We start from the raw sequence: 13,219 nt of genomic DNA, 5'->3' as shown, positions 1-13,219 counted from the left end.
GCACGCCGTTGCCGCGCTGCGCGCGGTGGATCTACGTGGTGACGAAGGGTTCGATCGGCTTCAATACCCCGAAGTGCTCCTTGTGCAGCTTGCCCTTCAACGGCGGCAGCGCCAGCACCGGTTCGTCCACGCGGGTGTCGGGCAGGCGATCGAGCAGGTTGCGGATCAGGCCCAGCCGCCCGCGCTTCTGGTCGTTGAAGTCCACCAGCGTCCACGGGGCATCATCGTTATGTGTCGCGCGCAGCATCGCTTCGCGGCTCTCGGTATAAGCGCTGTACTTGCTGCGTGATTTCAGGTCCACCGGCGACAGCTTCCAGCCTTTGAGCGGATCGAGGTGGCGCTCGGCAAATCGCTTTTCCTGTTGTGCCTGGTCCACGCTGAGCCAGTACTTGAACAGCACGATGCCATCGTCGATCAGCAGCTTCTCGAACACCGGCGTCTGCGCCAGGAAGCTGCGGTACTGCGCCTCGGTGCAGTAGCCCATCACATGCTCGACGCCCGCGCGGTTGTACCAGCTGCGGTCCATCAGCACGATCTCGCCCGCCGCCGGCAGGTGCGAGACATAGCGTTGGAAATACCACTGTGTGCTTTCGCGGTCGGTCGGCTTCGGCAGCGCGACGACTTTGCATTGGCGCGGATTGAGATGCTCGGCGATCGCCTGGATCACACCGCCCTTGCCCGCGGTATCGCGGCCTTCGAACAGCACCAGCACGCGCTGCCCGGTGTGCTGCACCCAGCGCGCCATCGCCGCCAGTTCCAGTTGCATTGGTTCCAGCAGGGCCTGGTAGTCCTTGCGCTTGAGCTTGCCCATCGGCGTGCCTCGGTGATTCACAGGGAAGCCCGAGCCTAGCGCAGCCGATGCTCAGGCGATGTGTGGGCCCTGCCAGCCGCGTTCGCGCGCGAGCGTTTCGATCACCTCGGTGATGTCGCGCGCGAAACCGGCCATGTCGAACAGGCCGCTGTCCTCACGCCGTTGCGCCAGGGTGGCGCGCGCGGCCTGCAATGCAGCCGGGTCGTTGCCGAGCTGGATGGCGGTAGCCACGAACGCCGCGTCATCGGCCACGTTGAACGCGTGCATGCCCAGGTGGTGGTTCAGGCTGCCGGCCACGCGTGAGGCGAACGTCGCGCCGGGGCAGGTCAGCACCGGGCAGCCGGCCCACAGCGCATCGGAGGCGGTGGTGTGGGCGTTGTACGGGTGCGTGTCCAGGAACAGGTCGGCGTGCTGGTAACGCGCCAGGTACTGCGGGTGCGGCAGGCGTGGCATGAACACCAGGCGCGCCGGATCCAGCTGCGCCTGGCGTGCCGCGCTGCGCAGCCGTGCATCGGCGTTGCCCGGGCCGGAGAGCAGCCACAGCAAGCTGCCGGGCACGCCGTGCAGCACCGCGAACAGCCGCTGCATGCTGCGCAGATTGAGCTTGTAGCTGTTGTTGAAGCAGCACAGCACCACGCCCTGCGCGGGCAGGCCGCAGTCCTCGCGCGGGGGCGCCGGTTCCAGCACGCGGGTGTTGTCCGAGGGCTGGAACGCGCGCGGCAGGCGCCGCACGTTCTCACTGAACGCCGGTGCCAGTGCGTCGGGCAGCACGAAGGCATCGGCCAGTACATGATCGATCCACGGCGCGCCGGAGGTGCCCGGGTAGGCCAGCCAGTTGATCTGCACCGGGGCCGGGCGCATCGCCAGCACCTGCGGGGTGCCGCCACCGCCCCAGCCGCGCAGATCGAACAGCACGTCGATGCCGGCCTCGCGGATGCGCCGGGCGATCACCTGATGCGGCTGCGCGCTGACATCGTGCAAGGTGTGGGCGGCCTGCTGCAGACGCTGACGGATGCTGCTGCCGTCGTCCGCGCTGAGCGCGAACAGATGCAGGTCCAGCGTGCTCAGCGCGCGCAGCTGTTCGAACAGGGCGACGGTCAGCAGGCCGGTGGGGTGCGCGCCGAAGCCGTTGGAGAGGAAGCCGACCCGCAGCGTGCCGTGCGCGCGCACCGTGGCCGGCGGCAACCGCGCGATGCCCTCGGCCAGCGCCGCTGCACGCTGCCGCGCACAGGCCAACTGCTCGGCGGCGCTGCTGTCTTCGCTGAGGAAGGCGAACGGCTCGACCACCGCCTGGCCCTGCGCGACGGCCTGGCGCACCAGCGCCGACAATCGCTCCAGATCCCGCCAATCGCACAGCCGGCGCTGCCAGTTGAGCAGCTGCGCAGCGATGTAGGGCTCGCCCGGCAGAAGACGGTGCGCATGGCGATACGCATCCGCCGCCGCCTCGGGCTGCCCCGCGTCTTCCAGAGCGTGGCCGAGCCACAGAGTGATGCCGGGGTGCTGGGGCGCGCGATCCGCCGCCTGCCGCAGCAGTGTGGCGGCCTCGCCATGGCGGCCTTGCATCCAGCGCGCGCGACCCAGCCGGGCCAGGGCCTCGGGATGGTCGCCGCGCAGCTGCAGCGCACGGGTGGCGGCCTGTTCGCCGGCGCGCACATCGCCGGCTTCCAGCTCCGCGTCGGCCAGCATCACCCAGGCAATGAAATCGGCCGGTTGCCGCTGCACCGCCTGGCGCAGCTGCAGGCGCTGCGGATCGGCACTCATCGCTGCCGCCCCGCGTCGATCATGCTCAGTTGCCTTCCGCGAGCCGGGCCAGCTCGTCGGCCTGGTGTTCGTGGGTCAGCCGGCTGACCAGTGCATCGAGATCGCCGGTCAGGATGTTGGGCAGGTCGTACAGGGTCAGCCCTTCCACGCGGTGGTCGGTGATCCGCCCCTGCGGGAAACTGTAGGTGCGGATGCGCTGGCTGCGGTCGCCACTGCCGACCTGCAGGCGGCGGCTTTCGGCCTGGGCGGCGGCCTGCTTGCTGCGCTCGGCATCCAGCAGCTGCGCTTTGAGGCGTTTCATCGCCTTGTCGCGGTTGGCGTGCTGGCTGCGCTCGGTCTGGCATTCCACCACCACGCCGGTGGGCAGGTGGGTGATGCGGATCGCCGATTCGGTCTTGTTGACGTGCTGGCCGCCGGCGCCGGAGGAGCGGTAGGTGTCCACGCGCAGGTCGGCCGGGTTGATCACCACGTCCTCGACGTCATCCGCCTCGGGAATGATCGCCACCGTCGCGGCCGAGGTATGGATGCGGCCCTGCGACTCGGTCGCCGGCACGCGCTGCACGCGGTGCGTGCCCGATTCGAACTTCAGCCGCGAGAACGCGCCACGGCCGACCACGCGCGCCACCACTTCCTTGTAGCCGCCATGTTCGCCCGGGTTGTCCGATTCGATCTCGACCTTCCAGCCCTGGCGCTCGGCATAGCGGGCGTACATGCGGAACAGATCGCCGGCGAAGATCGCCGCCTCGTCACCGCCGGTACCGGCGCGGACCTCCAGGAACAGGTTGCCGTCATCGCGCGGATCGCGCGGCACCAGCAGCAGGGCCAGTGCTTCGTCCAGCTGCTGCAGGCGCTGCTGCGCGGCGATGATTTCCTCGTCGGCCAGTTCGCGCAGGTCGGGGTCCTCGCGCATCGCCTCGGCGGCGGCGAGATCGGCCTTGGCGCGGGCTTCGTCGGCCAGCGCAGCAGCGACCGGCTCCAGCTGCGAAAACTCGCGCGAGAGCGCGCGGAAACGGTCGTTGTCGCCGACCACGGCGGGGTCGGACAACAGGCGTTCCAGTTCTTCGCGGCGCTCGGCCAGCGCTTCCAGCTTACGGCGCAGGGTCGGCGTCATCATTCCTCGCTACATCGGTACGCACGGCAGGGTGCTGGTAACCCGGCTTGGCCGGGAACAGGCGCTCGGCGGCGCGGGTGAGTTCAGTATCGCCGCTGAGCGCGGCCGCGCGCAGGGCGGCGGTCGGCGGGTGCAGCAGGCGGTTGGTCAGGCCGTGCGCGAGCAGCTCGAGCACCTCTTCCGGTGATTTGCCGTGGGCCAGCTGTTGGCGGGCTTTCTCCAGCATCTCCACGCGGGTCGCTTCGCCATAGGCGCGCAGTTGCCGCAGCGGGGCCTGGTGCACGCTGGCCTGCAGCGTTTCCACGAAGCGGGCGACCTGCAGCTCGATGATCGCTTCGGCCTCGGCCGCGGCTTCACGGCGGCTGCGGCGGTTGTCTTCGACCGCGCGCTCCAGATCATCCACGGTGTACAGGAAGGCGTCGGCCAGTTCGCCCACGCCGGCCTCGATATCGCGGGGCACGGCCAGATCGAACAGCAGCATCGGCTTGTGCTTGCGGGTTTTCAGTGCGGCGGCCACGTGCGCCCGGGTGATCACCGGCTCACGCGCGGCGGTGGCCGAGAACACCACGTCGGCCTCGCCCAGATGGCGGTCCAGCTCACTCAGGGGCAGGGCGACGCCGCCATGACGGCTGGCCAGCTCCTGCGCATGGGCCAGGGTGCGGTTGGCGATCAGCAGCCGACGCACGCGCCCTTCGCTGAGATGGCGCGCGGCCAGCTCGATGGTCTCGCCGGCGCCGACCAGCAGCACGGTGGAATCTTCCAGCCGCGCGAACGAGTTCTGCGCCAGGCGCACCGCGGTGGAGGCCACCGAGACCGGGTTGGCGCCCACGCGGGTATCGGTCCGCGCGCGCTTGGCCACCGAGAAGGTCTGCTGGAACAGCCGGTCCAGGCGCTGGCCGAGCAGGCCATGATCACGCGCCAGGGCCCAGGCATCCTTCACCTGGCCCAGGATCTGCGGTTCGCCCAGCACCATCGAGTCCAGCCCGGTGGCGACCCGGAACAGGTGCCGGACCGCGTCGGCGTCGGCGTGCTGATAGAGGTACCCGTGCAGCGTGCCGGCATGCGACTCCAGCCACTGGGCCAGCGCGTCACCGGATTCGGCCACCGCGTACAGCTCGGTGCGGTTGCAGGTGGAGAGCAGGACCGCCTCGGCCACCTGTGGGGTATCGCGCAGCGACGCCAATGCCTGGGGCAGGGCGTCGCCGCCAAAGGAGGCGCGTTCGCGCAGTTCCACTGGCGCGGTCTGGTGATTCAGTCCGAGCACCCACAGGGTCATTGTTCAGTTGCTTGCGATAAGCTGCTGGCCATTCAAGTCGTCATTTTAAGGCTCAGATGCCCCCGATGCCCGCATTGATTCGCATCTCCAGCGTTCTGCTGCTGTCGTTGTTCACCGCCAACGCCCTGGCCGCCCCCCCGGCAGCCCCTGCGAAGGCCAAGGACAGCACGGCCGAGGCGGTCCCCCTGGCCCCGGTCATGGCGGGCGAATTCGCCCTGCAGGCAGGCAAACTGGGCGACGCCGCGCGCTGGTACCTGGAGGCGGCCGAGGCCAGTGAAGGCGATGCAGGCCTGGCTGAGCGCGCCTCCCGGATCGCCATGCTGGCCAACGATGACAAGCGCGCCGCCCGCGCGCTGGCCCTGTGGGAGCAGCGTGCGCCGCGCTCACTGGCCATGCGCAGCAGCACCGCCGCGCTGGACATGCGCCAGAACAAGGTGAAGGCCGCCCGCACCGAACTGCAGGCGCTGCTCAAGGACCCGGACCCCACCGCCTGGAAGTTCGCGATCGGCGCCCTGATCAGTGGCGGCAGCGATCCCAAGGTCCCGGCCCAGGTGCTGGGCGAGCTGGTGGATGCCAATGCCATCCCCGACCGCCTGGAGGTCTGGCAGGAGTTCGGCCGTCTGGCCATGCGCATGGAGGAGCCCGAGCTGGCCCGGCGCATGGTCGATGAGGTGGTCAAGCGCTTCCCGGACGAGCCGCGCGTGGCCCTGCTGCATGCCAGTCAGCTCACCCAGGCCGGCAAGGCCGATGAGGCGCTGGCCCTGTTGAAGGGCGTGGAGCCCAAGACCACGCAGGACCCCGAGCTGCGCAATGCGGTGGCGATCTCCTACGATCTGATGGGCCAGCCCGCCGCGGCCGAGCGCGTGCTGGCGGTCGGCCCGCAGGATGTGCAGACCTACGGCATGCGTGCCTCGCTGCTGGCCAAGCAGAAGGACGACCCCGGCCTGTTGGCCCTGTATACCGAGCTCTCCCGGCAGGCCACCAAGCCGGATCCAGCCCAACGCCTGCTGCTGGGCAAGATCGCCGAGTACCTCAAGCGCTACGAGGAGGCGGTCAACTGGTATCACAGCGTGCCCGGTGGCCCGGAGCGCGATGAGTCGCGCCTGCGCGCAGCCAATGCGCAGAACGAACTGGGCCGCACCGACAAGGCACTGGCCGAAGTGCACGCCATCCAGTCCGATGCCACCGTCGATGACGATGCCCGCCGCGATGCCTATCTGCTCGAGGCCGAGCTGCGCCAGCGCGGCAATGACGATGCCGGTGAGCTGGACGCGCTGGCCCGTGGCCTGGCCGCGTATCCGGACGAAAACGCGCTGCTGTATGCCCGCGCGCTGGCCTGGGAGCGTCGCGATGACATCCCGCGCGCCGAGGCCGACCTGCGCAAGGTGCTGGTCACCGATCCGGAGAACATCGCCGCGCTCAACGCGCTCGGCTATACCTTGGCCGATCGCACGCAGCGTTATCAGGAAGCCTTGGAACTGATCGACCGCGCGCGCGTGGCCGAGCCGGACAACGCCGCCATCGTCGACAGTTATGGCTGGGTGCTGTATCGCCTGGGCCGCAACGAAGAAGCGCTGGTGCAGCTGCGCCGCGCCTGGACCCTGGCCAAGGATGCGGAGATCGCCGCGCATGTGGGCGAGGTGCTGTGGGTGTTGAACAAGAAGGACGAGGCGCGGCACTTCTTTGAAGAGGCCCGCAAGCTGGACCCGGACAACCGCGCCCTGCAGCGCGTGATCGAGAAATACGGCGTATGAATCTGCTGTCCCTGAAGGCCGCGTTTGCCGCGGCCGTGGCGTTGTCGCTCTCCGCCTGTGTGTCGCTGGACGAGCGCAAGGCGCCGTCCGCCCCGACCGTTGTCACCGCGGTATCGGCCGCTGCGCAACAGGCCGAGGCCGAGCGCATCGCGGCCGTGCATGCGCAGCCGGCCTGGTCGTTCCAGGGCCGGGTGGCGATCAGCAAGGGCCGCAATGGCGGCAGCGGCCGCATCGACTGGCAGCAGCAGGCGGCCGGCTATGTGGTCGAGCTCAGTGCGCCGGTCACCCGGCAAAGCTGGAAGCTGACCGGCGACAGCCATCACGAGGGCGGCCGTCTGGAAGGTCTGGAAGGCGGCACGCGCGAAGGCGAGGATGCCCAGCAGGTCCTGCTGGAGGCCACCGGCTGGGACATCCCCGTCAACCAGCTGCCGGATTGGGTGCGCGGTCTGGTCGCCGATGCTGCCCCGGCCGGGTTGGTCGAGCGCGACGGCGAAGGCCGCCCGCGTCGCGTGCAGCAGCTGGGCTGGGAGATCCAGTACCTGGATTGGTACCCGGCCGAGGCCGGTCGCCCGGTGCTGCCGCGCCGGATCGAAGCGGTCAAAGGCGACGCGAAGGTGCGCCTGGTGGTCGACAGCTGGGTACTGGCCACGCCATGAGCAGGCTGGATGCAGTCGACGGCGGGTCGACCTGGCCGGCCCCGGCCAAGCTGAATCTGTTCCTCCACATCACCGGGCGGCGCCCGGACGGTTATCACCAACTGCAGACGGTGTTCCGGCTGCTCGATTGGGGTGATCGGATCCATCTGCGTGTCCGCGACGACGGCCGGATCCGCCGTGAGGGCGACTCCGTGGCCGGCGTCGCCGAGGCCGATGATCTGGCGATCCGCGCCGCTCACCTGTTGAAGGCTGCGGCGAACATCGGCCAAGGTGCCGATATCGGCGTCGAAAAACGCGTGCCTGCGGGCGGTGGCTTCGGCGGCGGGTCCTCCGATGCCGCCACCGTCCTGGTCGCGCTGAACCGGCTGTGGGGCGCCGGTCTGGAGGTCGATGCGCTGGCCGCGCTGGGTCTGCAGCTGGGCGCGGATGTGCCGGTCTTCGTGCGCGGGCACAACGCCTGGGCCGAGGGCGTGGGCGAACTGCTGACCCCGATCGCACTGCCGCCGGCCTGGTTTGTGCTGGTCCATCCCGGCGTTCACGTGCCGACTCCCGCACTTTTCGCATCACCGGATTTGACGCGGGATGCCCCAGTGGCGAAAATAGCGGACTTCGCTTCCGGGTCTTTGCTCGGGAATGCGTTCGAGCCGGTCCTGCGCCGCCGCGAACCTGCCGTAGAGGCAGCGCTCGCAGCGTTGAGCAGTATCGGCCGGGCACGACTCACCGGGTCGGGAAGCGGTTGTTTCGTCGAGTTCGCTACACGCGCTGCTGCAGAGCAGGGCCTGGCGCAATTGCCGAAGGAACTGCGGGCATGGGTGGCTGCGGGCGTGGAGCGCTCGCCACTGCTTGATGTACTCGAGCGTTACTGATTTTGATGCAGGGGCGTCGCCAAGAGGCCCAAGGCACCAGGTTTTGATCCTGGCATTCGGAGGTTCGAATCCTCCCGCCCCTGCCACTAGCGGATATCTGCCGCGACTCCATGCGCATGTCTGCGCGGGCGCGGTGCATACGCCGCGGTGTTGTCACCGCAGACACCTCCGGGTGCCGGCGGCCCAGTTCTCCGCCAATCGCTCCCGCCCGAGACCGTCATGATGCAAGAACACCCCAACCTGCTGGTATTTTCCGGCAACGCCAACAAGCGCCTTGCGCAGAGCATCTGCAAGGAACTGGGGGTGCGGCCTGGCAAGGCATTGGTGTCGCGCTTCTCCGATGGTGAAGTGCAGGTCGAGATCGAGGAAAACGTCCGTAAGCAGGACGTGTTCGTGATCCAGCCGACCTGTGCGCCCAGCGCAGAGAACCTGATGGAACTGCTGGTCCTGATCGATGCGCTCAAGCGCGCTTCGGTCAACAGTGTCACCGCCGTGGTGCCGTATTTCGGCTACTCGCGCCAGGATCGCCGCATGCGCTCCTCGCGCGTGCCGATCACCGCCAAGGTGGCCGCAAAGATGTTCAGCGCTGTCGGGGCTGACCGGGTACTGACGGTGGATCTGCATGCCGATCAGATCCAGGGTTTCTTCGACATGCCGGTGGACAACGTATACGCCTCGCCGCTGCTGCTCGCCGATATCTGGCGCGCCTACGGCACGGAAAACCTGATCGTGGTGTCCCCGGACGTGGGTGGTGTGGTGCGCGCGCGCGCCGTCGCCAAGCGCCTGGACGATGCCGATCTGGCGATCATCGACAAGCGCCGCCCGCGGGCCAACGTCTCCACCGTGATGAACATCATCGGTGACGTCGAAGGCAAGACCTGCGTGATGGTCGATGACATCGTCGATACCGCCGGCACCCTGTGTGCGGCCGCTGCAGCCCTGAAGGCGCGTGGCGCCCTCAAGGTCGCCGCGTACTGCACCCACGCCGTGCTCTCGGGCCCGGCGGTGGACAACATCAACAACTCCCAGCTCGATGAGCTGGTGGTGACCGACACCATCCCCCTGCGTGAAGAGGCGCGGGTGTGCAGCAAGATCCGTCAGCTCAGCGTGGCGGAAATGCTGGCCGAGACGATGCGCCGCATCGCCTTCGGTGAGTCGGTCAGCTCGCTGTACGTGGATTGATTTTTCCGCCCACCGGCAACGGTGGGTGGTTTCCCGGGGAGATCTGGTCGCGGATCTCCCCTCATCGCCTCGCCATCATGGCGAGGCAAACAACGAAGGTAGTAAATCAGCATGGCCAAGAATCATGAAATCAAGGTCGTCCAGCGCGAACTGCAAGGCAAGGGTGCGAGCCGCCGCCTGCGTGGCGCTGGCCAGATCCCGGCGATCATCTACGGCGGCGACGTCGAGCCGAGCGTCATCCAGCTCAACCACAACGAAATCTGGCTGGCCCAGCAGAACGAATGGTTCTACTCGTCCATCCTCGACCTGAACCTGGATGGCAAGGTCACCAAGGTGCTGCTGCGTGACATGCAGCGCCACCCGTTCAAGCAGCTGATCCTGCATCTGGATTTCCTGCGCGTGAACGAGAACGAAGCGCTGACCGCCAACGTCCCGCTGCACTTCATCAACGAAGACACCTCGCCGGCTGGCAAGGCTGCCGACGTCGTGGTCACCCACGAACTGAAGGAAGTGAGCATCACCTGCCTGCCGAAGGACCTGCCGGAATCGATCGACGTCGACCTGGCCGACCTGAAGGCTGGTGACGTGATCTACCTGTCGGACATCAAGCTGCCGAAGGGCGTCGAGATCCCGGCGCTGGCCCAGGGCAAGGACCATGACGACGCGATCGTCACCGCCAAGCTCGGCAAGGAAGAAGCTGCCGACGAAGCGCCGGCTGCAGAGTAAGTGATTGCGGCGCCTGTCCTTCGGGGCAGGCGCCGTTTCTGTATGTACCGGCACAGAGCGGGTACCGACGAAGAAGAGTAATGACAGGATTGCGATTGATCGTTGGTCTGGGCAACCCCGGACCCGAGCACGCCCAGACCCGGCACAATGCCGGGTTTCGTTTCATTGACGCCCTGGTCGAACAGGCCGGCGCGCGCTGGAGCGTGGACAGCAAGTTGTTCGGCGAGACCGCCAAGGTCGATATCGCCGGCCAGCCGGTATGGCTGCTCAAGCCCGCCACCTTCATGAACCTCAGTGGCAAATCAGTCACCGCGGCGCAGCGCTTCTGGAAGATCGAACCGGAAGAAACGCTGCTGGCGCACGACGAGCTGGACCTGCCGCCCGGCGTGGCACGGCTCAAGTTCGACGGTGGCCACGGCGGCCAGAACGGCCTGCGCGACACCATCCGTCTGCTCGGCCACGGCAGATTCCACCGCCTGCGCATCGGCATCGGCCATCCCGGCCACAAGGACCGCGTGGTCCCGTGGGTGCTCGGGCGTGCCAGCAAAGACGATGATGTGCTGATCGGTCATGCCGTCAACGATGCGATCGACGTCCTGCCGCTGGCAGTGAAAGGCGATTTCAGCGAAGCGATGAAGCGGCTGCACACCCCGAAGTAACGTGACCGGTGACTGACGTTACCGGGAGGTAGCGACCGTCGGTCGGTACGGAAAATGATTGGAAAAGCAGCGCCGAACGTCGCTGCTTCCCCAATCACTTTCACCCCAGAGGTTGTCAAAGATGGGTATCAAATGCGGCATCGTCGGTCTGCCCAACGTCGGCAAATCGACCCTGTTCAATGCGCTGACCAAGGCGGGCATCGCGGCGGCCAACTTCCCGTTCTGCACGATTGAACCGAACGTCGGCATCGTGCCGGTGCCGGATCCGCGCCTGAACGAGCTGGCTGCCATCATCAACCCGCAGAAGGTCATCCCGACCGCGGTCGAGTTCGTGGACATCGCCGGCCTCGTCGCCGGCGCGGCCAGTGGTGAAGGCCTGGGCAACAAGTTCCTGGCCCACATCCGCGAAGTGGATGCGATCACCCACGTGGTGCGCTGCTTCGAGAATGCCGACGTCATCCACGTCAACAACAAGGTGGACCCGCTCTCGGATATCGACACCATCGATACCGAACTGGCCCTGGCCGATCTGGACAGCGTCGAGAAGGCGCTGAACCGCGCCGAGCGCGCTGCCAAGGGGGGCGACAAGGAAGCGGCGGCCCGCAAGCCGGTGCTGGCCAAGCTGCAGGCCGCGCTGGCCGACGGCAAGGCGGGTCGAACCGCCGGCCTGGACGAGGAAGAGAAGGCGCTGGTCCGTGACCTGTTCCTGCTGACCCTCAAGCCGGTGATGTACATCGCCAACGTGCTGGAAGACGGCTTCGAGAACAATCCGCATCTGGACGCCGTGCGCGCCCGTGCCGCCGAAGAGGGCGCGCAGGTGGTGCCGGTCTCGGCTGCGATCGAAGAAGAGCTGTCCCAGCTCGACGACGAAGACCGCGATACCTTCCTGGCCGACCTGGGCCTGTCCGAGCCGGGCTTGAACCGCGTGATCTACGCCGCGTACCAACTGCTGGGCCTGCAGACCTACTTCACCGCGGGCGTGAAGGAAGTCCGCGCATGGACCGTGCGCAAGGGCGCCACCGCCCCGCAGGCCGCCGCCGTGATCCATACCGATTTCGAGAAGGGCTTCATCCGCGCTGAAACCATCGCGTATGACGACTTCATCAAGTACAAGGGCGAGGCCGGTGCCAAGGAAGCGGGTCGTCTGCGTCTTGAAGGCAAGGAATACCGCGTGCAGGAAGGCGACATCCTGCACTTCCGCTTCAACGTCTGATTCCATCGCACGTTGAGGTCCGCAACGCCCCGCCCTGAGCGGGGCGTTTGCGTTTGTGGGGAGCGCATTCCATGCCATGAACAGGCTGGATAAAAAATGACCAGCCATCGAAATGCTTGCCTGGTATGCCTCCGCCTCACTTGTCCACAACAAACCCCCACGCCTCTCCACGCACCGTGTGGAAAACCGGCACGCGGTAGTGCCGGCCGCTGGCCGGCAACCCATCTGACCCGCCTGCAAGCGATGTGGACAATTTCTGACCACCACTGAAGACCCTTGCAGTGCATCGCTCACACAGGGTTGTCCACAGCAAACCCCCATCGCTTTCCACGGTGTGTGTGGAAAACCGCGATGGGTATCTGGATAAAAATTCACCATGCACCGCAAAGCCTTCTGGCAAACGGCTCGCCGCCGCTTATCCACATGATTTGCATGTGTCGTTCCACATGGCGTGTGGAAAAAGTGGGTGTTCATTCCTCCACGTCGCCTTCCACACCCGCTGCGCACAACCGATACTGTGGCCCCGACACGGATGCCGCCCCATGACCGATCTACCACGCGAATCTGTACGCAGCGTGCTCTCCCAGTTCATGCTGGTTACCGCCGTCCTGATCTGCAGCGCCATCGCGGTGCTGGCGGTGCTGCTCGCCTTCGCCGTGCAGCCGGATGCGCACAGATACGCCTACATAGCCATCCTGATCGATCAGCGACCCATGGCCGACGCCACGTTGCGTTTTCTCCATGCGCGATTGACCTCCGGCACCCAGGTGATCACCGCGATCGCGCTTCTGCTGGCCGGCGCGTCGTGGTGGTTGGCCAGTGTCGCCAAGGCCGCGTGTCTGCGCTACAACAGTCGCCCGCTACCGCCTGCCATCCCGGCTGTTCCGGCGCGCACGCGCCTGCTTGCCTGGTGCATCCGGCTGGGGCTGGCCACCGCCGCTGTGCCGTTGCTTTACAGCACCTGGGTGCTGGGGCTGGAGATCATCGTCCTGCTGCTCAGTCCGGATCCTTATTCCGCGGATGAGCGGACGCACAGCGCCTTGCAGGTGCTGTACTGGACACTGAGCGCGAATGGGACGCTGCCGATCACCGCGGCCTGCGTGTTGACGCTGGCCGGTTTGGTGACCGCCTACTGGCTGACGAACCGACTGCTGCTTCCATCGCCCGCCGCGCCGGTTGTCGCGTAGCGTCCTGCGCCTGGAGG

Annotated in this window: 12 protein-coding genes and 1 tRNA gene; 9 read left to right on the top strand and 4 right to left on the bottom strand. The window is 67.1% G+C overall.

The annotated features are described in order from the left end of the window. Positions 1-31: 31 nt before the first annotated feature. Genes ppk2 through hemA form a run of 4 tightly spaced genes read right to left on the bottom strand, consistent with a single transcriptional unit; the run spans position 32 to position 4,959 of the window. Positions 32-811: a polyphosphate kinase 2 gene (gene ppk2, locus K4043_RS13225; protein ID WP_265309572.1), complete on the bottom strand. Its 780-nt coding sequence runs from the start codon at positions 809-811 to the stop codon at positions 32-34. A 51-nt stretch (positions 812-862) separates the two neighbouring features. After that, a complete protein-coding gene (locus K4043_RS13220) occupies positions 863-2,572 on the bottom strand; it encodes a tetratricopeptide repeat protein (protein WP_265309571.1) in 1,710 nt (569 codons plus the stop codon). A 25-nt stretch (positions 2,573-2,597) separates the two neighbouring features. Then, positions 2,598-3,683 (bottom strand): peptide chain release factor 1, encoded by a 1,086-nt coding sequence (prfA, locus tag K4043_RS13215; RefSeq protein WP_265309570.1) that lies wholly within the window; start codon positions 3,681-3,683, stop codon positions 2,598-2,600. Continuing rightward, a complete protein-coding gene (hemA, locus tag K4043_RS13210; protein ID WP_019186102.1) occupies positions 3,661-4,959 on the bottom strand; it encodes a glutamyl-tRNA reductase in 1,299 nt (432 codons plus the stop codon). Before hemA ends, prfA begins: the two co-directional genes overlap by 23 nt. A 65-nt stretch (positions 4,960-5,024) precedes the next feature. Between hemA and K4043_RS13205 the strand changes: the two genes are divergently transcribed. The 9 genes from K4043_RS13205 to K4043_RS13165 all read left to right on the top strand — a co-directional run bounded on the left by K4043_RS13205 (position 5,025) and on the right by K4043_RS13165 (position 13,202). After that, the gene (locus tag K4043_RS13205; protein ID WP_184997003.1) at positions 5,025-6,713 is read left to right on the top strand and encodes a tetratricopeptide repeat protein; all 1,689 of its coding nucleotides are present in this window, start codon (positions 5,025-5,027) and stop codon (positions 6,711-6,713) included. Beyond that, a complete protein-coding gene (lolB, locus tag K4043_RS13200; RefSeq protein ID WP_265309569.1) occupies positions 6,710-7,369 on the top strand; it encodes a lipoprotein insertase outer membrane protein LolB in 660 nt (219 codons plus the stop codon). The genes K4043_RS13205 and lolB overlap by 4 nt, the downstream gene beginning before the upstream one ends. Next, positions 7,366-8,235 (top strand): 4-(cytidine 5'-diphospho)-2-C-methyl-D-erythritol kinase, encoded by an 870-nt coding sequence (ispE, locus tag K4043_RS13195; protein WP_265309568.1) that lies wholly within the window; start codon positions 7,366-7,368, stop codon positions 8,233-8,235. The genes lolB and ispE overlap by 4 nt, the downstream gene beginning before the upstream one ends. A gap of 9 nt (positions 8,236-8,244) precedes the next feature. Then, a tRNA-Gln gene (locus K4043_RS13190) sits at positions 8,245-8,321 on the top strand. A 136-nt stretch (positions 8,322-8,457) separates the two neighbouring features. Continuing rightward, complete coding sequence (locus K4043_RS13185) at positions 8,458-9,417, top strand: ribose-phosphate diphosphokinase (RefSeq protein ID WP_026070235.1); 960 nt, start codon at positions 8,458-8,460, stop codon at positions 9,415-9,417. Between the two features lie 111 nt (positions 9,418-9,528). Then, positions 9,529-10,143, top strand: coding sequence for a 50S ribosomal protein L25/general stress protein Ctc (locus K4043_RS13180; RefSeq protein WP_102789571.1), 615 nt, complete (start codon positions 9,529-9,531; stop codon positions 10,141-10,143). An 80-nt stretch (positions 10,144-10,223) separates the two neighbouring features. Beyond that, a complete protein-coding gene (pth, locus tag K4043_RS13175; RefSeq protein ID WP_121044551.1) occupies positions 10,224-10,802 on the top strand; it encodes an aminoacyl-tRNA hydrolase in 579 nt (192 codons plus the stop codon). 121 nt (positions 10,803-10,923) lie between these two features. Then, positions 10,924-12,015 carry a redox-regulated ATPase YchF gene (gene ychF, locus K4043_RS13170; RefSeq protein WP_088434937.1) on the top strand — a complete coding sequence of 364 codons (1,092 nt, stop codon included), beginning with the start codon at positions 10,924-10,926 and terminating at the stop codon, positions 12,013-12,015. A gap of 542 nt (positions 12,016-12,557) precedes the next feature. Then, on the top strand, positions 12,558-13,202 hold the full coding sequence (locus K4043_RS13165) for a hypothetical protein (RefSeq protein WP_265309567.1): 645 nt from the start codon (positions 12,558-12,560) through the stop codon (positions 13,200-13,202). Positions 13,203-13,219 lie beyond the last annotated feature (17 nt).

The sequence above is a fragment of the Stenotrophomonas sp. SRS1 genome (genome assembly GCF_026130205.1).
GTDB classification, from domain to species: Bacteria; Pseudomonadota; Gammaproteobacteria; order Xanthomonadales; family Xanthomonadaceae; genus Stenotrophomonas; species Stenotrophomonas rhizophila_B.
The sequence above is the reverse complement of the archived record's forward strand: the minus strand, read 5'-3'. Positions and strand labels throughout refer to the sequence as shown.